Origin of the sequence: Mesorhizobium sp. LHD-90 (assembly GCF_030929505.1) — a bacterium.
Taxonomy (GTDB): Bacteria; Pseudomonadota; Alphaproteobacteria; order Rhizobiales; family Rhizobiaceae; genus Kumtagia.
Genome location: NZ_JAVFVV010000012.1, coordinates 1 through 17,697, shown reverse-complemented (window position 1 = coordinate 17,697; position 17,697 = coordinate 1). Strand labels below are relative to the sequence as shown.

Here is a 17,697-nt window from a genome sequence, read left to right as displayed (position 1 = left end):
CCATGGCGGATGCAGCCCCAATCCTGTCGGTCAAGGACCTGCGCGTCGGTTTTCGCACGCTCGACGGCAGGGTGGATGCGGTCAGGGGCATCAACCTGAACGTCAAGGCCGGCGAGACGGTGGCGATCGTCGGCGAATCCGGTTCCGGCAAGAGCCAGACGATGATGGCGGCGATGGGCCTGCTGGCCTCGAACGGCAGCGCCACGGGCACGGTCGACTATCGCGGCCGCAACCTGCTCGGCCTGCCGAAGAGCGAGCTGAACAAGATCCGTGGCTCGAAGATCAGCATGATCTTCCAGGAGCCGATGACCTCTCTCGATCCGCTCTACACGATCGGCAGCCAGTTGATCGAGCCGATCCGCAGGCATCGCGGCCTCAACGCCAAGGACGCGCATGCGGAAGCGCTCCGCCTGCTTGAGCTCGTTCGCATCCCCGAGCCGAGGCGGCGGCTGCGGTCCTATCCCTACGAGATGTCCGGCGGCCAGCGGCAGCGCGTGATGATCGCCATGGCGCTGGCCAACGACCCCGATATCCTGATCGCCGACGAGCCGACCACGGCGCTCGACGTCACCGTGCAGGCGCAGATCCTGAAGCTGCTCGCCGACCTGCAGAAGAAACTCGGCATGGCGATCGTCTTCATCACCCACGATCTCGGCATCGTGCGCCGCCTGGCCGACCGCGTCTACGTCATGCGTTCGGGCGAGGTGGTGGAGGAGGGCGCAACGCAGGCGATCTTCTCCACGCCGAAACACGACTATACAAAAATGCTGTTGGCGGCCGAGCCGACCGGCCACAAGGCGCCGCCGCCGCCCGGGGCGCCGATCGTGCTGGAGGGCCGCGGCGTCGAAGTCACTTTCGAGATCGGCGGCGGTTTTCTCGCCGGCGATCCGATGATCCTGCGTGCCGTCGACAAGATTTCGGTCGCGCTCAGGCAGCAGCAGACCATCGGCATCGTCGGCGAATCCGGCTCGGGAAAATCGACGCTCGGCCGCGCGCTGCTGCGCCTGTTGCCCAGCACGGGCGTGATCCGCTTCGGCATGAAGGACATCGCCAAGCTGGACCGGGAGGACATGCGGCCGCTCAGGCGCGAGCTGCAGCTCGTGTTCCAGGATCCGTTCGGATCGCTGTCGCCGCGCATGACCGTCGGCCAGATCGTCACCGAAGGCCTGCTCGTGCATGAGCCCGGCCTGTCGAGGGCCGACCGCGACCGCCGCGCCATCGAGGCGCTGCGCGAGGTCGGTCTCGATCCGGCCATGCGCAACCGCTACCCGCATGAATTCTCGGGCGGCCAGCGGCAGCGCATCGCCATTGCCCGCGCCATGATCCTCAAGCCGCGGGTGGTGGTGCTGGACGAGCCGACCTCCGCGCTCGACCGCTCGGTGCAGAAGCAGATCGTCGAGCTTCTTCGCGATCTCCAGCAGGCGCACGAACTGTCCTACCTGTTCATCAGCCACGACCTTTCGGTCGTGCGCGCCATGGCCGACTACATCATCGTGATGAAGGAGGGCAGGATCGTCGAGCAGGGTGAGACCGAGGCCATATTCGACCATCCGGCCGAAGACTACACACGAACCCTGATGGCGGCCGCCGTCGACGAGACCCGGTTCCGCGCAGCCGGATGAACCCGATCGGGTGCGACATGCCTTAAAGAAAAGGAGACCCGGCATTGGGGCAAGAGGCCGGGTCCCTAAGGCATATCCATCTGGAATGATTGAATTTTACAAAGGCTGTGTAACTGCATCGTGCCGCTCGCCCCGGCAATGTAACGGCTCTGTGGCGAGCAGTCGCGGCGCCTGGAACCGTCGCGCCTCGACCTCAATGCAAGCTGCCCTAACCACGTTCTACGGCCACTCCTTGCGGCCAGGCCTTGGGAACGTTACGCTGATCTGGACGTTACGATCCACGTCGAACAGAGAGAGGGATCTCCATCCATGAAGAAGGTATTGATCGTCCTTGCAATCGCAGCGGGCATTGCCGGGTGCACCAGCACCGAAAAGGGCGCGGTGATCGGCGGTACCGGCGGGGCGCTGATCGGTGGCTTGGCCAGCGGCGATGCCGGCGGCGCGATCATCGGCGGCATCGCCGGCGCGGCCGCGGGCGCGCTGATTGGCAACGTCGCCGGCCAGCCGGGCAAGTGCTACTACCGCGACCGCTACGGCCGTCGTTATATCGCTCGTTGCTGACAGCGCTGGAGCCGGCGGAAACGAGCTGCACCCGCGCCTTGGCGCGGGTGTCTTGTTTTGAGCCGAAGCGCTGGAGGCGGCCCGTTTGCCAGAAGGGCGGTTCGCGCCCTCCCGATTCTCCTCCGCAACCCTCCGGCCATGCGCTGCGTTTGCCTCCAGAAGCAGGAGGCATGTCATGACCGCTACGCCGACCCCACCCAGATTGACGCCCGACGGAAAGCCGCGAAGGCCGCGTCGAACCGGCGACGAAACCGGCCGGAGCACGGTCGACAGTGGGCAGGACCCGAACATCGCGGGCGATGCCGGCGAGGGCGGCTACGCGAACACCGACGAGGCCAGGCCGGATGACGACGGCCTCGTGCGGCGCGGCGACCAGCGCGACCCGCCGCTGATCTGACCTCCGGCGCCTGTCAGATCACCGCGAAATCGGCCGCGGCAGGGGCTAGTCCCGCGGTCAGGGTGGCAAAGTGGATGCCGGTGGCGCCGGCTGCGTTTCCGTCCGCGTCGTAGAACAGCTTTCCTGTGTCGCTCTCGTAGACGATGCGGTCGCTCGCATCGTCCGCCAGTCCGGTCGTGTTGGCCCGGAACGCTACGCCTGCAAGGGCGCCGAGCCCCCCGCCGACAGCCGTGAAGACCGCGTCGTTGAGCCGGATCGTATCGGCGGCCACGATGAAGTCGGTGATGGTATCGACGTTGGCCGCGCCCAGCGCCGCCGAGAACATCGCGCTTGTGTTTGTCCTGAACGACACCTACAAAATAGCCCTATCCTGAGGTGAACGTGCCTCCCGGGGCGGGAAGAATATCGGGGTATTTGGGGGAATAGCATGTGGATCAAGCTTACGAACAAGAATATCGAGTCTGTTCTGGTGAATTTCCGAAGAATTTCTCATGTGACTCCGCGGGCAGAAGGTGGTTCTACACTGCATTTTTCCGATGACGGGGTCGAAAAGTCGGGAATTGTCAAGTCACGGGCGCTGGCCGTACAGGAATCGGTCGCACAGATATCAAAGGCAATAAATGGCGAGGGAACCGAATCTTCCAGCGCCGGACGCCGCCCGGCGCGGCGAGCCTCATAGCCGGCTTCGACCGTTCGACAGGGTGGTTCGCATGTTTGCGGAACGCGCGAAAGATACGTTGTGACCGTTTGCCGGCAGCCGATTCGCCGCCCGCCGGCAAGACCAAGAACAAACCCGGTTTCGGGGACGAATCCCGGTGGCGGTATCCAGGACAGGCAAGGGATTTCGGATTTGGGGAAACTGGTCGGAGTGGCAGGATTTGAACCTGCGACCCCATCGTCCCGAACGATGTGCGCTACCAGACTGCGCTACACTCCGCGACCAGACGCGGGCTTATAACCGCCGATTGCGAAAGCCGCAAGCGTGAAAAGGCGGGTTTTGAGCAGGAATCGACATAGCTGTCCGGTAGACCGAAAAGCGGTTTTAACAGGCTGATTTGACTTTGCATTTTGGCCGCCGACTGCCAGGCTGCTCGCGCAGCGCGCCGGCGTCTGGGCAGATCGGGTCAGTCTGGCCGATGGGTGGCACCGGCTGGTTCATCCCACCTCTGCCATGTCAGCATCTGTCAGGATTATTTTCCCGCGACTTGTCCCCCTCTCGCCTGAGCGAGGGATAATCCTCGTCGCCTGTGAAAGGAGGCAGCGAGATGGAGAGAAATACGGCGATCGACAAGCACTGGGAGGCGCTGAAGCGTCTTCTCGCCATGCTTGTCGGCATGGCCGGGATGGGCGATGGGGTCATCCTGCCGCGCCATCTCCACCGCGCCATCCTAAAACTGCTGCGTCCGGCCGAATCCGCGGCGCGGCGCCTGATCATCGCGGCGGCGCGCGGCATCGTGGTGACCCTGCCGCCGTTTCGCCCGCGCAAACCGAAAGAACCCGCGATCCGGCGAGGGCCGCGCGCTTTCATGCCGGTCGGCCCGAAGAAACGTCCAAAACCCGCCCTGCGCGCATCGAGCCTGTCGCTGCTCGATCCGCTGAAAAATCCGCTCCGCGTCCGCCGCCGCTATGTACCCGCGCACGCCCTGCCGCGCATCAGGTCGCTCGCTGACGACTCGCCATACCGCCCGCTGCCAGCGCCGCCATCGCCCGACGATCCGGTCAATGCATCGCGGCTGGTTTTGCGGCTGGAGGCGCTGGCCTCGGCACTCGACGATCTGCCCGGCCAGGCACAACGTTTTGCCCGCTGGAAGGCCCGCCACGACGCCGCACGGGCGCGGGACAGGGAAGCCCGCGTCGCAGGCGCGCAAAACCAGCAACGCCGCGAGGCGGTACGCTTCCGGCGCATCTCGCCGCTGCGGCGCGGGCGTCCGCCCGGCGGGCGGCTGTCGCGCTACGACCCCACCGCCACCCATCCGCGCAACATCCGCGAGATCGACGAGATTTTGGCGCACGCCCATGCGCTCGCCGTCTACGCGCTGGAAACTCCCGATACGTCCTGACGCGTGACCGGCCGGATGTGAAAAACGAAGATTGGATGGCCGGCGCGGATTTTTCCGCCCCCGTGGCGGCGATCTGTGCTGCCCGCGATCAAGCATCAGTACGGGCTGGCGACGTCGCCGGTCTCGACATAGACCGATTTCGCCTGCGAATAGTGCCGCAGCGCGTCGAGCGCGTTCTCTCGGCCGATTCCCGACTGCTTGTAGCCGCCGAAGGGAATTTCCACCGGCGTCAGATTGTAGGCGTTGATCCAGCAGGTGCCGGCCTGGAGTTCGGCGATCACCCGGTGGGCGCGCGGCAGGTCGCGGGTGAAGACGCCGGCGGCCAGCCCGAACTCTGTGTCGTTGGCGCGCGCCACCACCTCGTCCTCGTCCTCGAAGGACAGGACCGCCATGACCGGCCCGAAGATCTCCTCGCTCGCGATCCGCATCCGGTCGGTCACGCCGGTGAAGATCGTCGGTTCGACAAAGAACCCGCCTTCGAAACCTTGCAACGAGGGCACGCCGCCGCCGTGGCGCAGCGCGGCGCCTTCCTCCCGGCCGATTGCGATGTAGCCCAAGACCTTGTCGTGCTGGGCCTTGCTGATCAGCGGCCCCATCTGCGTCTCGGGATCGAGCGGATCGCCGATGCGGATCTTTTTGGTGCGCTCGACCAGCCGCTCGACGAACCGGTCGTGCAGGCCCTTCTGGACGAAGACGCGCGTGCCGTTGGAGCAGACCTGGCCGGTCGAATAAAAGTTGCCGAGCATGGCGCCGCCGATGGCGTTTTCGAGATCGGCGTCGTCGAAGACGATCAGCGGCGATTTTCCACCGAGTTCCATGGTGGCGTGTTTCATCAGCGAGCCGGCCAGCGCCATGACCTTGCGGCCGGTCGGCACCGATCCTGTCATCGAGATTTTTGCCACCGCCTCGTGCGAGGCAAGGGCTGCGCCGACGTCGCCAAAACCCTGGACGACATTAAAAATGCCGTCGGGCAAGCCGGCTTCCGAATAGATCTCGGCCAGCGCCAGCGCCGTCAGCGGCGTGTTTTCCGAAGGCTTGAACACCATGGCGTTGCCCATGGCGAGCGCCGGCGCGGACTTCCAGCCGGCCACCTGGATCGGGTAGTTCCATGCGCCGATGCCGACGCAGACGCCCAGCGCCTCGCGCCTGGTATAGGCGAACGGGCCGCCGAGGTCGGTGTATTCGCCGCCGAAGGCAGCGACCGCCCCGCCGAAATATTCGAGCGCATCCGCCGCCGACGCCGCATCGGCCACCAGCGTCTCCTGGATCGCCTTGCCTGTGTTCAGCGTCTCCAGCCGCGCCAGCTCGGCATTGCGGGCGCGAAGAATGTCGGCGGCGCGGCGCAGCACGCGGCCGCGCTCAACCGGCTTCAGCCGCGCCCAAGCAGGCTGCGCGGCGCGCGCCGCCTCGACCGCGAGTTCCACGGTGTTCGGCGTCGCCGCGTGCAGCGTGGCGATGGTCTCGCCGGTGGCGGGATAGATGACCGGCAGTTCGCGGCCCTGCTCGTCCTCGACATAGCTGCCGTTGATGTAATGCGAGGCTTTCGGCTGGGCTTTCACGGCAATCTCCGCGAGGGCTAGTTCTGCTGGATCGAAACGCCGTTTTCGTCGAGCTTGATCTCGACGCCGTCCGGCTTGCTCTCTTCACGCCACACATAGATGCCGAGCGCGATCACAACGGCGACCAGCGCGCCGATGATAAGATAGAGTCTGTTCTGCGGCATGTCGGGGCCTTTCGGAGTCCCTGGTCCTGTAGCTGCAATCGGGCTCTGGCGCCAGCTTGCCCGCTACCGGTCGCTCTCGCGCCAGCGCGGATTGATCCACGGTTCCTGGTTGGACGGCGGCAGCATCGGCCGTCCCAGAATATGGTCGGCGGCCTTCTCGCCGGTCATGATCGACGGCGCGTTGAGATTGCCGTTGGTGACGCGCGGGAAGATGGACGAGTCCGCCACCCGCAAGCCTTCGACGCCGATCACCCGGCATTCCGGGTCGACCACGCTCATCGGATCGTTTTTCCGGCCCATGCGGCAGGTGCCGCAGGGATGGAAGGCGCTCTCGGCATGCTCGCGGATGAAGGCGTCCAGTTGCTCGTCGCTATTCACCGCCGCGCCCGGCGAGATTTCCCGGCCCCGATAGCTGTCGAAAGCGGGCTGCCTAAAGATCTCGCGGGTCAGCCGGATGCAGTGGCGGAACTCGTCCCAGTCGTCGGGATGCGACATGTAGTTGAAGCGGATTTCCGGTTTTTCCCACGGGTCGGGCGAGCGCAGCTTGACCGTGCCGCGTGACTTCGACCGCATGGGGCCGACATGCGCCTGGAAACCATGGGATTTCGCCGCCGCCTTGCCGTCGTAGCGCACCGCCGCCGGCAGGAAGTGGAACTGGATGTCCGGATAGTCGACGCCGGCCTTCGAGCGGACGAAGGCGGCGGCCTCGAAATGGTTGGTGGCGCCGAGCCCGGTCTTGAACAACAGCCACTCGGCGCCGATCAGCGCCTTGGAAAACGGGTTGAGTACCGAATGCAACGTGATCGGCTGCGTCGCCTCCTGCTGGATGTAGAGTTCCAGATGGTCCTGCAGATTGGCGCCGACGCCCGGCCGGTCGGCGACCACTTCGATGCCGTTGGCCTTGAGATGAGTCGCCGGCCCGATGCCCGACAGCATCAAGAGCTTCGGTGAGTTGATCGACGATGCGGCGACGATGACCTCGCGTTTTGCCCGCACCACCTGCACCTTCCGCCGTGCCTCGATCTCGACTCCGACGGCGCGTTGATTCTCGATCACAATCTTCCGGGCGAAGCCGTTGACCAGGCGGATGTTTTTGCGCTTCAGCGCCGGCCTGAGATAGGCGTTGGCCGCCGACCATCGCCGGCCGCGATGGATGGTCTGCTCCATCGCGCCAAACCCTTCCTGCTTCGAGCCGTTGTAGTCGTCGGTCAGTTCAAAGCCGGCCTCTGCGCCGGCGGCGACGAAGGCCGAATAGAGCGGGTTGGTGCGTCTGCCGCGCTGCACGAACAGCGGGCCGTTGGTGCCGCGCCAGCCGTCCTCGCCGTCCCGCACATTCTCCATGCGCTTGAAGTAGGGCAGCACGTCGGCATAGGCCCAACCGGCCGCGCCCTGTTCGGCCCAATGGTCGAAGTCGCCGGCATGCCCGCGCACATAGACCATGCCGTTGATGGATGACGAGCCGCCCAGCACTTTTCCGCGCGGCGTCACCAGCGCGCGGCCGCCGAGATGCGGCTCCGGCTCGCTGGAAAAACCCCAGTCGTAAAGGCTCATGTTCATCGGAAAGGACAGAGCCGACGGCATCTGGATCAGCGGCCCGATATCGGAGCCGCCATATTCGATGACGATGACCGAATTTTTTCCGTCCTCGGACAGGCGGTAGGCCATGGCCGAGCCGGCGGAGCCGGAGCCGACGATGACGAAGTCGGCTTCAAGCATTTTCGACGTGCTTCATGAAGTCGGCGAGCGAGACGTTGCCGCCGCTTGCCATGACCAGAACCGTCCTGCCTTTCACGTCCACCGCGCCGGACAGCAGCGCCGCCAGCGAGGCCGCGCCCGACGGTTCCAGCACCAGCTTCATCCGTTCGAAGGCGATCTTCATGGCCGCGCGGACGGCGGTATCGCGCACCGAAAGGCCGCGCACGCCGGCGGCCCGCACCGCGGCGAAAGGCGCGACGCCCGGCCTCCGGGCCATCAACCCGTCGCAGATCGACGGCGCCACCAGCGGCATCGTCTCGATCTCGTCATGGGCGATCGAATTGCCCATGCCGTCAAAACCTTCAGGCTCGACGCCGTAGATCGCCGTTTTCGGCGAGAGATAGTGGAAGGCGAGCGCCACACCGCCGATCAGTCCGCCGCCGCCGACGGGGCAGAACAGCACATCGGCTTCCGCGCCGCGCGCGGCCAGTTGGTCGAGGGCTTCCAGGCCGGCTCCGCCCTGGCCGGCGACGATCTCCGGATCGTCGAACGGATGCAGCAGCACGAGACCCTGTTCGGCGGAAATCGCGCGCGCCTTGGCGGAGGCAACCTCTTCGCGCGGCCGCTCGCCGTGGTCGGTGAGCACCACCGTCGCGCCATACCCCTTCGTCGCGTCGCGCTTCGCCGTCGGCGCGTCGAACGGCATGACGATGGTGACCGGGATGCCCAGCGCCTCGCCGGCCGCCGCCAGCCCTTGCGCGAAATTGCCGGAGGAATAGGCGACCACGCCGCGTTTGGCCTCCTCGGGCGAAAGCTGCTTCAGCCGCCAGTAGGCGCCGCGCACCTTGAATGAGCCCGCCCATTGCAGGGATTCCGGCTTCAGGAAGACGCGCGCGGCGCCCGTCTGGCGGGCCAGCGCGGCCGATTCCAGCAGCGGCGTCACCTGCGTCGCCCCTGAGGTGACGGCGTAGGCGCGTTTGAGGTGATCGAGGTCGGGGATCATTCTTTAGCCCTCAGGCTTTCGTAGGAAACCATGACGTGCGCGGCATAGGCCGGCCGTTCCGTCAGCCGGTCGTAATAGGCCCGCAGGTGCGGTGTCTCGGTCCGGTCGAAATCCAGCGTGAAGTAGCGGTAGAGCGGTGCGCCGACGACGATGTCGGCGAAGCAGATGTCGCCGCCGCCGAGATACGGCCCGTCGGCGAGGCGGGCGTCGAGCATGGCCGCGAGCGGCTTGAGTTTTTCGGCGGCCGCCGCGATGCCGGCATGGTCGCGCCTGGCCGGCGGGGTGGCGACGATCGGCCAGAACAGGCCCGTTCCAAGCACTGGGCCGAAGCTCGTCTTGATCCACTCCGCCCACATGTCCACGCGAGCCCGCTCGATCGGCGAGGCGGGCCAGAATTGGGCGTCGCCATAGGTCGCGCCGAGATAGCGCAGGATCGCCGCGCTCTCCCACAGGAACGGACCATCACGATCGCGCAGCACCGGCACCAGCCCGTTGGGGTTCATCGCCAGGTATTCCGGCGTCTTGTTGCCGCCGAAGGCGCCGCCAATGTCATGACGCTCTGCTTTCAGCCCAAGCTCGGCCAGCGCCCACATGACGATCTGGACATTGCCGGAGGTCGCTCTGCCCCAAACGGTGATCATCTCATTCTCCTCGCGGGTAGCGTTTGCTTTCCTCGAGATTGTCGAGGTTCATGTGGTTTCGCATGTAGCGCTCCGACGCCTTTTGCAGCGGCTGGAATTCCCACGGGTAATAGGCGCCGTTGCGCAGCGCCGGATAGACCACCCAGCGCCGGGCTTGGCTTTCGCGAACCTCGGCGTCGAAGTTTGCCATGTTCCAGCGGGCTCGGACTTTAGCCATGAACCCGGCGACCAGCGCGGCGTTTGCCGGATCGGCAGCGAGATTTTGGAGTTCGCTCGGATCCGATTCCAGATCAAACAGTTGCGGCGGATCGATCTCGCAAAACACGAACTTGTGGCGGCCCTCGCGGATCGCCACCATCGGCGCCTGCGAGCCTTCGGCGGCGTATTCCATGAGCACCGGCGCCTGCCGCTCCTGACCCCGCATCAGCGGCACTAGCGATTCCCCATCCGTCCATGGAAGGACTTGCGAGATATCGATTCCGGCGAGGTCGCAAAGCGTCGGGCAGATGTCGAGGTTTGACGTCGGGGTCTCGATCAGCCCGCCCGGAATTTCCGGGCCGGCGATCATCAGCGGCACCCGGGCGGAGCCTTCGTAGAAACACATCTTGAACCACAGGCCGCGCTCGCCGAGCATGTCGCCGTGGTCGGAGCAGAACAGCACGATCGTGTCGTCACGCATCCGCGTGGCATCCAGCACGGAGAGGATTTCGCCGACCTTCTCGTCGATGTAGGAGATCGACGCGAAATAGCCCTGGCGCGACCGTCTTATGTTTTCGGTCGTGATGTCAAAGCTGCCGTAGTCGCTGGCGTCGTAGAGCCGCTGCGAATGCGGGTCCTGATCCTCGCGCTCGATGAACCCGACTCGCGGCTCCAGCGCCGGGCAGTTCTCATAAAGGTCCCAGTGTTTTCGCCGCGCCACGTAGGGATCGTGCGGGTGGGTGAAGGAAACGGTTAGGCACCAGGGTTGGCGGTCGGGGCCGTCCGGGCGCCGCGAATAGTCGTAGAGCTTCTGCGTCGCATGGAAGGCGACCTCGTCGTCATATTCGAGTTGGTTGGTGATCTCCGCGACACCCGCGCCGGTGACCGAGCCGAGATTGTGGTACCACCAGTCGATGCGCTCGCCCGGCTTGCGGTAGTCCGGCGTCCAGCCGAAATCGGCCGGGTAGATGTCGGTGGTCAGCCGCTCCTCGAAACCGTGCAACTGATCCGGCCCGACGAAATGCATCTTTCCAGACAGGCAGGTCGAATAGCCGGCCGCGCGCAGATGATGCGCGAACGTCGGGATCGAGGAGGCGAACTCGGCCGCGTTGTCGTAGACGCGCGTGCGCGACGGCAACTGCCCGCTCATGAAGGAGGCGCGGCCCGGCGCGCAGAGCGGCGAGGCAGTATAGTTGTTGCGCAAGCGCGCCGAGCGGGTGGCCAGCGCCTTGAGGTTCGGCGCGTGCAGGAAATCGGCCGGCCCGTCGGGAAACAGCGTTCCCGCAAGCTGATCGACCATGAGGATCAAGATGTTGGGACGGCGGGTCATGCGCTGCGGGCGGCCAGTTTGGTTTCGACATAGTCTTCGACCAGCGCGGCGGCGCTGACCGGATGGGGCAGGCCGTCGCGAAGCGCGCGGCGGATATAGAGACCGTCGATCATGGCGGCGATGGCTTCCGCCATGCGCTCGGCCTCGGCGCGCTGGAAGAGAGGCGTCAGCCCGCTCATCAGGTTGGAATAGAGCCGGCGGCTATAGACCCTCAGCAGGCGGCGCAACCGCGCCGAGCGCTGCGCCTCGACATAGAAGGCGAGCCAGGCATGCACGATCTCCTGCCGGAACTGGCCGACCGAAAAATTGACGCGGACCACGGCCGAGATGCGGGCACGCGGCGTCGGCGCGCGGCGGAGCGCAACGATCATGTCGCGGCCAAGATCGGCCAGCAGATGCCGCATGGTCGCCTGCAGCAGGTCTTCCTTGGCGCCGAAATAGTGATGCGCCAGCGCTGGCGACACCCCTGCGCGCCCGGCGATCTCGGACATGGTGACGTCGAGCGTGCCGCGGTCGCCGATGGCGGAAATCGCGGCATCGATCAGCGCCCTGCGACGCAACGGTTCCATTCCCAGTTTCGGCATCGGTCGTTCTCCCGCGAACAGGATTATTTTTTATTGAGCGGTCAATCAATGAAAATCGAATGCGCCAGTAGCTGGCGCCGATGGCGGACTGTCGCGGTTTGCGGTATGGTCGAGAACGTTCATTCTTGAACAGACTGGCCGTCTCTGGACACCAGCGACGCCGCGCGCAATTCTGTGACTTTAGGGAGGTTGCCATGACCGCATGCATCGTCGGCTGGGCGCATTCGCGCTTCGGAAAGCTGGAGGGCGAGACGCTCGAGGGCCTGATCACCAAGGTGGCGGCCGAGGCGCTGGAGCATGCCGACATCGGGCCGGACGATGTCGGCGAGATCGTGCTCGGCCACTTCAACGCCGGTTTCTCCGCACAGGATTTCACCGCCAGCCTCGTCCTGCAGACGGACGACCGCTTGCGTTTCAAGCCGGCAACCCGTGTCGAAAATGCCTGCGCCACCGGGTCGGCGGCTGTGCGCCAGGGCATCCGCGCGATCGATGCCGGAGCGGCGAAGTTCGTGCTCGTCGTCGGCGCCGAACAAATGACCACCACGCCCGGCCCTGAGATCGGCAAAAATCTGCTGCGTGCCTCCTATCTGCCCGAGGAAGGCGACACGCCGGCCGGTTTCGCCGGCGTGTTCGGCAAGATCGCCAGCGCCTATTTCCAGCGTCATGGCGACCAGTCGGACGCGCTCGCCATGATCGCCGCCAAGAACCACAGGAACGGCGTCGACAATCCCTACGCGCAGATGCGCAAGGATTTTGGGTTCGACTTCTGCCGGCAGGAGAGCGAGAAGAATCCGTTTGTCGCCGGCCCGCTGAAGCGCACCGACTGTTCGCTGGTGTCCGACGGCGCCGCCGCGCTGGTGCTGACCGACGCGACCACGGCGCTCTCCATGCGGCGCGCCGTCGCCTTCCGGGCGAACGAGCATGTCCAGGATTTCCTGCCCATGTCGAAGCGCGACATCCTGCTGTTCGAAGGCTGCGAGCAGGCCTGGGCGCGGGCGCTCAAGGCCGCGGGCGTGACGCTGGACGACCTGTCCTTCGTCGAGACGCATGACTGTTTCACTATTGCCGAGTTGATCGAATACGAGGCGATGGGCCTTGCGCCGCGCGGCCAGGGTGCGGCGATCGTGGCCGAGGGCCAGACCGAGAAAGGCGGCCGGTTGCCGGTCAATCCGTCCGGCGGGTTGAAGGCAAAAGGCCATCCGATCGGCGCGACGGGCGTGTCCATGCATGTGCTGACCGCCATGCAGCTTGCTGGCGAGGCCGGCGGCATCCAGGTCAAGGACGCGAAGCTCGGCGGCATCTTCAACATGGGCGGCGCCGCCGTGGCGAATTACGTTTCGATCCTCGACCGGATCAGGTAGAAGCCGCTGCCGGACGCGAAGCGGCGATCGCCGGTATCGGCGATGTCGTATGTTGAATCGGCTGGCAAGATGGCGTGTGCAAGGAATCAACCCAAAGCCTTGATTGCGCTGTTGTTTGGCGCGTTGCTTTCCATTGCCGCGACATCCGGTTCATGGGCAGCCGACGGCGCGGTTCAGCTTGCCGTGGCCTTCTGCAAGACGCGAACCGCGGGCGACGCGGAAGCCGTCAAGCCGCTGTTGACGCGCTCTCTGCTGGCAGTGATCGCCGAGGCGGAAGCGCGCAACAAGATCATCGCCGAGGCGACGCCGGACGAAAAGCCGCCCTTCGGCGACGGCATCCCCTACCAGAGTTTTCCCGACCTGCCGGACAACTGCCAGCCGGGAGTCCCGACGGAACGCGCGGGAAGAACCGAAATACCGGTTTCCTACTCCTTCAGGCAGAGCCCGGACGCGAGCTGGACCGACACGCTGATCCTGGTTTCGTCAGGCGGTGAAGTCCGTATCGACGACGTCCGGTTCATGGGTGCGCCGGACGGCAGCGCGCCGCATAGTTTGCGCGAGATACTTCACGGCGCGTTCGATCAATAGGAAAACGCCCTTTTGCCGAACGAAATCAACGGGAAGACAAGATCGTGACCAATCCGGTGCTGGTAGAAGTACTGCGCGGCGGGATCGTCGAGAGCCTGCATCGCGGCGCGGTGGCTGTGTTCGACGCGGACGGCAGGCCGGTACTCGAAATCGGCGACGTTCACCAGCCGGTTTTCCCCCGCTCGGCGGTCAAGGCGATCCAGGCGCTGCCGCTGGTCGAAAGCGGTGCAGCGGATGCTTTCTCATTTGGAAACAAGGAGTTGGCGCTGGCCTGCGCCTCTCATGGCGGCGAGCCGGCGCATGTCGAACTGGCGTCCTCGATGCTGGCCAGGGCAGGGCTGGATGGGATGGCTTTGGAGTGCGGGACGCACTGGCCGAGCCATCAGGATTCGACGCTGGCGCTGGCGCGGTCGGGCGGCAAACCGAACGACCTGCACAACAACTGTTCGGGCAAACACTCCGGTTTTATATGCACCTGCGTGCATCTCGGTTTCGACCATCGCGGTTATGTCGGTGCGGGCCATCGCTCGCAGCGGATGGTGCGTCAGGCGATGGAGGAGGTGACCGGCGCCAGGCACGATTCGGACAATAGCGGCATTGATGGCTGCTCGATCCCCACCTATGCGGTGCCGCTGAAGGATCTTGCCATCGGTTTCGCCAAGATGCTGACCGGAAACGGCTTTTCGCCCGCACGCGCCGCCGCGGCGAAGCGGCTGACCGAAGCCTGCATGGCTGAACCCTTCTATGTCGCCGGCACCGGACGGGCCGACACAAGGCTGATGCAGGCCGCACCCGGTCGGATTTTCGTCAAGATCGGCGCCGAGGGCGTCTATTGCGCGGGCGTGCCGGAACTGGGCTTCGGCATCGCGCTGAAGGCCGCGGACGGGGGAGAAAGGGCGGCGGAAGTCATGGTCGCCTCCGTTTTGAGCCGGCTGCTGAAGGGCGACGAAACGCTTTCCAAACGGCTGGGCGAGATGGCAAGGCCGCCCGTGCTCAACCGCAGAGGCGTTGCGGTCGGCATGCTGCGCCCGGCGGAAGCGCTGATGGCCTGAGGATGTCTTCCGGCTGTCTAGGGAGTTTGTCTAGGGCATTGTTATTGCTTGCAATTCGCTTGGCTGCGCTGACACCCGGAAGAGCGCTGTGGCCTGCCTGAGCGTGTCGGCCGAGTCGCGTCGCAAAAATGTGCGTGAAGTCCGGAATATCGAGCCAGATCAACGCGCTAGCCGGATTGCCGGAAGCGGACTCGCCAAACCGCTTCACGAGAGGCCGCAAAAAGCGGCCTCGGCATTGTTCAGACCGTGCGATCGACTTGCTTTCGGACTCAACGAACTTGATTCCGCTCGATCGTCAGATGGCTGTAGCCGGATGTCCCGGCGGCGGCCATGTCGCCGGTTGCGGTTTCGGTCCAGCGGAAGCCGACGACGGCGCCATCGGGGGTAGCCTCGATGATGTTGTCGGTGATAACAGCCGGGCCGACGCCTTCGACCACGGTTACCGCGATGCCGACCTTCGCCTTGCGGATGACGTTGCCCACCGCCGAGACGTTGCGCAGATACGGACCCCAGCCGAGCTGCATGCCGTAGCGGGCGCTGTCCTCGACCACGTTGCCGGTCAGCGTCGTGTCGGCTTCGACGGTGATGCCGACGCCGAAGATGGGGCGGTCGAACGGGTAGGGGCCGATATTCGAGATGTTGCGCACGATGTTGCCGGAGCAAACGGCCAGCCGACCGCCCTCGTTGAAGTTGACGATGGCGATGCCGTTGGCGGCGCCGTCGACGATGTTGGAACTGATCACCGCGCCCTGAAACGAAAATTCGGAATAGATGGCGGTCTCGCCGCTGCGGCTGCAATTGTTGCCGAGGATCTGGACACCGCTGGCGCTGTTGGCGCGGATGGCGGAAAAGGCGCAGTCGGAGACAAAATTGTTGGCGATCATTACCTTGTCGGCACGAAACGCGTTGATGCCGTTGCCGTAAGGCCCCGTGCCGCCCTTGCGCGCGGCGATGCGCTCGACGCGGTTGTTGATGACCATTGTGAAATCGTCCGCCGCCTGCCAGCGGTGCACCAGGATGCCCCCATTGGCGCAGTCGGTCACGCTGTTGCCGGAAATCGTCAGCCGGCCGGCCTCGACCGAATAGATGCCGGACTCGGCAGCACCGGAGATGATCGTGCGCTCGATGCGGCCGGACACGGTTTCCAGCGCCAGACCGTTGCCGCCGCTGCCAAGAATCTGGCAATTGTCGACGACGAGCTGCGCCACGCGGCGGAAGTCGCAGAGCCCTTGCGCATGGTCGCCGATCCAGCGGTTGGCGCCGTCCAGCACCAACCCGGTCAGTTCGATGTGCTCGGCGTTTTCGGCAAGCAGCAGGTGCCCTTCGCCGCCGTAAAGCAGCCTTGTCGCGCCCGGCACGCCGGAAAGCCGCACGCGGCGCGGCAGGGTGATGTTGGAAACGACGTAGGTTCCGGGCGGCAGGAAGACCGGCGTATCGGTTTTTGCGGATTTTTCGAGGAGTTTTGAAAAGGCCTTGCTCTGGTCGTCGAGCGTGTCAGGTGCGACGCCGAATTCGCCGGCGCTGATCGCGCCGCGCAACGTCGCCATCTCTATGCCGGCCGGCGCGCGCGACACCGCCTGCGCCGGCGAGCATAAGCCCGCCGCTGCGAGGCCGGCCGAGCCCGCCAGAAAGAGACGCCTGTTCAACATCGGCACAGATTCCGCATGCGGCAGGCGCGTTGCACGACACATGCCATTCCCGTCATTTCGCTTGTCGGCGGCGCGGCGCGGGCCTAGATTTGCCCGATGAGCAGAGCGTTTACCCGGGAAGACGACAACGAGGCCATTGCCGACATCGGCGAGCGGCCGGTGAGCCCCCACCGTAATCTCGTTACCGAAAAAGGCCTGGCGCAGATCGAGAAGGAACTTGCAAGACTGCGCGAGGATCTCGGCGAGGCCGAGCGCTCGTCCGACCGCGAGCGCATTGCGCTGGTTTCGCGCGACCTGCGCTACTGGACGGCGCGGCGCGAGACGGCGGAGGTTTCCGTGCCCGAACCGGATTCCGAGGTGGTGCGCTTCGGCATGACGGTCGCGCTCAAGGGCGAGGACGGCAAGCGGCACACCTGGAAGATCGTCGGCGAGGACGAGGCGGACGCCGCGCACGGCACGATCAGCCACGTTTCGCCGATGGCCAAGGCGCTGTTCGGCAAGGGAATCGGCGAGGAGGCGAGCGTCAACGGCAAGGCGTGGGAGATCTTGGAGGTCGATTCAATTGCTGTCACGCGATCTTATAAGGGTTAGGCGCGAAACCGTTCCAAACCGTCCCAGTGAGTTAGACGAGGCTCTCGCAAACGCGGATCGAGGAGGCCTGCTTCTTCCAGCGTAAGATTTGAACGACCGTTGTTACAGGGCGCGCAAGTCACAACCATGTTGCTCGGCTCATTCGTCCCTCCTCTCGCGTGAGGAATCAAATGGTCGTACTGAAGCCATAGAGCTTGAAATCCAGCGTGTTGTTCCGAGTTAAGGCTACCCCAGCGCAGGGCCCCTGGAAAAACTGTGCGGATCAATGATCTGGTTTCGGAGCGGACCAGCGGGATTCCGCAAAATCGACAATGAAAACCATCTCGCGCCAGTAATCCGCGTTTTTCTGTAAGTGATGGCATTCTTACAGAAGCTCTTAGATCCTTTGAGATAAATGGCACAGGATTCTGGACTGTGCGCGGGCGGCTCCATGGACCGCCGATGCCCCAAAGCGATTCTGTCCACTCGGTGATCGCTGGAATGTCTGCAAGCCGTATGAGTTCATCGGCCAGGGCGTGTCTGCTGACCTGCCCCCGGTAATTTCCTCCAGTTGAGATTAGAGTCCGGCCCTTGTTTGAAGGACGGACTGATGAAGAGAAAGCGGTTTACGGAAGAGCAGATCATTGCGGTTTTGCGCGAGCA

The 17,697-nt window shown here is 64.9% G+C and carries 18 protein-coding genes and 1 tRNA gene; 8 read left to right on the top strand and 11 right to left on the bottom strand.

Features of this window, described 5'->3' with window-relative positions:
- Positions 1-2: 2 nt before the first annotated feature.
- The 3 genes from RB623_RS17780 to RB623_RS17770 all read left to right on the top strand — a co-directional run bounded on the left by RB623_RS17780 (position 3) and on the right by RB623_RS17770 (position 2,580).
- Positions 3-1,622: an ABC transporter ATP-binding protein gene (locus RB623_RS17780; protein ID WP_308058253.1), complete on the top strand. Its 1,620-nt coding sequence runs from the start codon at positions 3-5 to the stop codon at positions 1,620-1,622.
- A gap of 309 nt (positions 1,623-1,931) precedes the next feature.
- On the top strand, positions 1,932-2,183 hold the full coding sequence (locus RB623_RS17775) for a hypothetical protein (RefSeq protein ID WP_308058252.1): 252 nt from the start codon (positions 1,932-1,934) through the stop codon (positions 2,181-2,183).
- Between the two features lie 175 nt (positions 2,184-2,358).
- On the top strand, positions 2,359-2,580 hold the full coding sequence (locus tag RB623_RS17770; protein ID WP_308058251.1) for a hypothetical protein: 222 nt from the start codon (positions 2,359-2,361) through the stop codon (positions 2,578-2,580).
- Between the two features lie 13 nt (positions 2,581-2,593).
- On the opposite strand, the gene RB623_RS17765 is transcribed toward RB623_RS17770, so the two are convergent.
- Entirely contained in the window at positions 2,594-2,932 is a 339-nt protein-coding gene (locus RB623_RS17765) for a hypothetical protein (protein ID WP_308058250.1), read from the bottom strand.
- Between the two features lie 508 nt (positions 2,933-3,440).
- Positions 3,441-3,517, bottom strand: a tRNA-Pro gene (locus RB623_RS17760).
- Positions 3,518-3,845: 328 nt separating this feature from the next.
- Between RB623_RS17760 and RB623_RS17755 the strand changes: the two genes are divergently transcribed.
- Positions 3,846-4,640 carry a hypothetical protein gene (locus tag RB623_RS17755; RefSeq protein WP_308058249.1) on the top strand — a complete coding sequence of 265 codons (795 nt, stop codon included), beginning with the start codon at positions 3,846-3,848 and terminating at the stop codon, positions 4,638-4,640.
- A gap of 95 nt (positions 4,641-4,735) precedes the next feature.
- Here RB623_RS17755 and betB read toward each other — a convergent pair whose 3' ends face one another.
- From betB to betI, 7 genes are all read right to left on the bottom strand, one after another.
- Positions 4,736-6,199, bottom strand: a complete 1,464-nt coding sequence (gene betB / locus RB623_RS17750) for a betaine-aldehyde dehydrogenase (RefSeq protein ID WP_308058248.1) — start codon at positions 6,197-6,199, stop codon at positions 4,736-4,738.
- A 17-nt stretch (positions 6,200-6,216) separates the two neighbouring features.
- Complete coding sequence (locus RB623_RS17745) at positions 6,217-6,363, bottom strand: hypothetical protein (protein WP_308058247.1); 147 nt, start codon at positions 6,361-6,363, stop codon at positions 6,217-6,219.
- Positions 6,364-6,426: 63 nt separating this feature from the next.
- Positions 6,427-8,079, bottom strand: coding sequence for a choline dehydrogenase (gene betA, locus RB623_RS17740; protein ID WP_308058246.1), 1,653 nt, complete (start codon positions 8,077-8,079; stop codon positions 6,427-6,429).
- Positions 8,072-9,061 (bottom strand): threonine/serine dehydratase, encoded by a 990-nt coding sequence (locus tag RB623_RS17735; RefSeq protein ID WP_308058245.1) that lies wholly within the window; start codon positions 9,059-9,061, stop codon positions 8,072-8,074. Before RB623_RS17735 ends, betA begins: the two co-directional genes overlap by 8 nt.
- Positions 9,058-9,702 carry a glutathione S-transferase family protein gene (locus RB623_RS17730; RefSeq protein WP_308058244.1) on the bottom strand — a complete coding sequence of 215 codons (645 nt, stop codon included), beginning with the start codon at positions 9,700-9,702 and terminating at the stop codon, positions 9,058-9,060. The genes RB623_RS17735 and RB623_RS17730 overlap by 4 nt, the downstream gene beginning before the upstream one ends.
- Before the next feature lies 1 nt (position 9,703).
- On the bottom strand, positions 9,704-11,230 hold the full coding sequence (betC, locus tag RB623_RS17725; RefSeq protein ID WP_308058243.1) for a choline-sulfatase: 1,527 nt from the start codon (positions 11,228-11,230) through the stop codon (positions 9,704-9,706).
- Complete coding sequence (gene betI / locus RB623_RS17720; protein WP_308058242.1) at positions 11,227-11,814, bottom strand: transcriptional regulator BetI; 588 nt, start codon at positions 11,812-11,814, stop codon at positions 11,227-11,229. Before betI ends, betC begins: the two co-directional genes overlap by 4 nt.
- A 194-nt stretch (positions 11,815-12,008) precedes the next feature.
- Here betI and RB623_RS17715 point away from each other — a divergent pair, with 194 nt between their 5' ends.
- The 3 genes from RB623_RS17715 to RB623_RS17705 all read left to right on the top strand — a co-directional run bounded on the left by RB623_RS17715 (position 12,009) and on the right by RB623_RS17705 (position 14,815).
- Positions 12,009-13,175: an acetyl-CoA acetyltransferase gene (locus RB623_RS17715; protein ID WP_308058241.1), complete on the top strand. Its 1,167-nt coding sequence runs from the start codon at positions 12,009-12,011 to the stop codon at positions 13,173-13,175.
- Positions 13,176-13,274: 99 nt separating this feature from the next.
- Positions 13,275-13,763: a hypothetical protein gene (locus RB623_RS17710; RefSeq protein ID WP_308058240.1), complete on the top strand. Its 489-nt coding sequence runs from the start codon at positions 13,275-13,277 to the stop codon at positions 13,761-13,763.
- 44 nt (positions 13,764-13,807) lie between these two features.
- The gene (locus RB623_RS17705; RefSeq protein ID WP_308058239.1) at positions 13,808-14,815 is read left to right on the top strand and encodes an asparaginase; all 1,008 of its coding nucleotides are present in this window, start codon (positions 13,808-13,810) and stop codon (positions 14,813-14,815) included.
- 269 nt (positions 14,816-15,084) lie between these two features.
- Here the strand turns inward: RB623_RS17705 and RB623_RS17700 are convergent, their stop codons facing one another.
- Positions 15,085-16,464 carry a TIGR03808 family TAT-translocated repetitive protein gene (locus tag RB623_RS17700; protein WP_308058238.1) on the bottom strand — a complete coding sequence of 460 codons (1,380 nt, stop codon included), beginning with the start codon at positions 16,462-16,464 and terminating at the stop codon, positions 15,085-15,087.
- Between the two features lie 96 nt (positions 16,465-16,560).
- Here RB623_RS17700 and greA point away from each other — a divergent pair, with 96 nt between their 5' ends.
- Complete coding sequence (gene greA / locus RB623_RS17695) at positions 16,561-17,055, top strand: transcription elongation factor GreA (RefSeq protein WP_308058237.1); 495 nt, start codon at positions 16,561-16,563, stop codon at positions 17,053-17,055.
- Here greA and RB623_RS30375 read toward each other — a convergent pair.
- Positions 17,052-17,417 carry an HNH endonuclease gene (locus RB623_RS30375; protein WP_374121695.1) on the bottom strand — a complete coding sequence of 122 codons (366 nt, stop codon included), beginning with the start codon at positions 17,415-17,417 and terminating at the stop codon, positions 17,052-17,054. The two genes, greA and RB623_RS30375, sit on opposite strands and share 4 nt — an antisense overlap.
- Positions 17,418-17,697 lie beyond the last annotated feature (280 nt).

Coding starts and splice junctions, on each gene's coding strand:
- RB623_RS17700 (WP_308058238.1), bottom strand. CDS start 16,464: ATGTTGAACAGGCGTCTCTTTCTGGCGGGCTCGGCCGGCCTCGCAGCG.
- RB623_RS17775 (WP_308058252.1), top strand. CDS start 1,932: ATGAAGAAGGTATTGATCGTCCTTGCAATCGCAGCGGGCATTGCCGGG.
- RB623_RS17715 (WP_308058241.1), top strand. CDS start 12,009: ATGACCGCATGCATCGTCGGCTGGGCGCATTCGCGCTTCGGAAAGCTG.
- RB623_RS17755 (WP_308058249.1), top strand. CDS start 3,846: ATGGAGAGAAATACGGCGATCGACAAGCACTGGGAGGCGCTGAAGCGT.
- RB623_RS17730 (WP_308058244.1), bottom strand. CDS start 9,702: ATGATCACCGTTTGGGGCAGAGCGACCTCCGGCAATGTCCAGATCGTC.
- RB623_RS17745 (WP_308058247.1), bottom strand. CDS start 6,363: ATGCCGCAGAACAGACTCTATCTTATCATCGGCGCGCTGGTCGCCGTT.
- betA (WP_308058246.1), bottom strand. CDS start 8,079: ATGCTTGAAGCCGACTTCGTCATCGTCGGCTCCGGCTCCGCCGGCTCG.
- betC (WP_308058243.1), bottom strand. CDS start 11,230: ATGACCCGCCGTCCCAACATCTTGATCCTCATGGTCGATCAGCTTGCG.
- RB623_RS17770 (WP_308058251.1), top strand. CDS start 2,359: ATGACCGCTACGCCGACCCCACCCAGATTGACGCCCGACGGAAAGCCG.
- greA (WP_308058237.1), top strand. CDS start 16,561: ATGAGCAGAGCGTTTACCCGGGAAGACGACAACGAGGCCATTGCCGAC.
- RB623_RS30375 (WP_374121695.1), bottom strand. CDS start 17,417: ATGCCATCACTTACAGAAAAACGCGGATTACTGGCGCGAGATGGTTTT.
- RB623_RS17735 (WP_308058245.1), bottom strand. CDS start 9,061: ATGATCCCCGACCTCGATCACCTCAAACGCGCCTACGCCGTCACCTCA.
- betI (WP_308058242.1), bottom strand. CDS start 11,814: ATGCCGAAACTGGGAATGGAACCGTTGCGTCGCAGGGCGCTGATCGAT.
- RB623_RS17780 (WP_308058253.1), top strand. CDS start 3: ATGGCGGATGCAGCCCCAATCCTGTCGGTCAAGGACCTGCGCGTCGGT.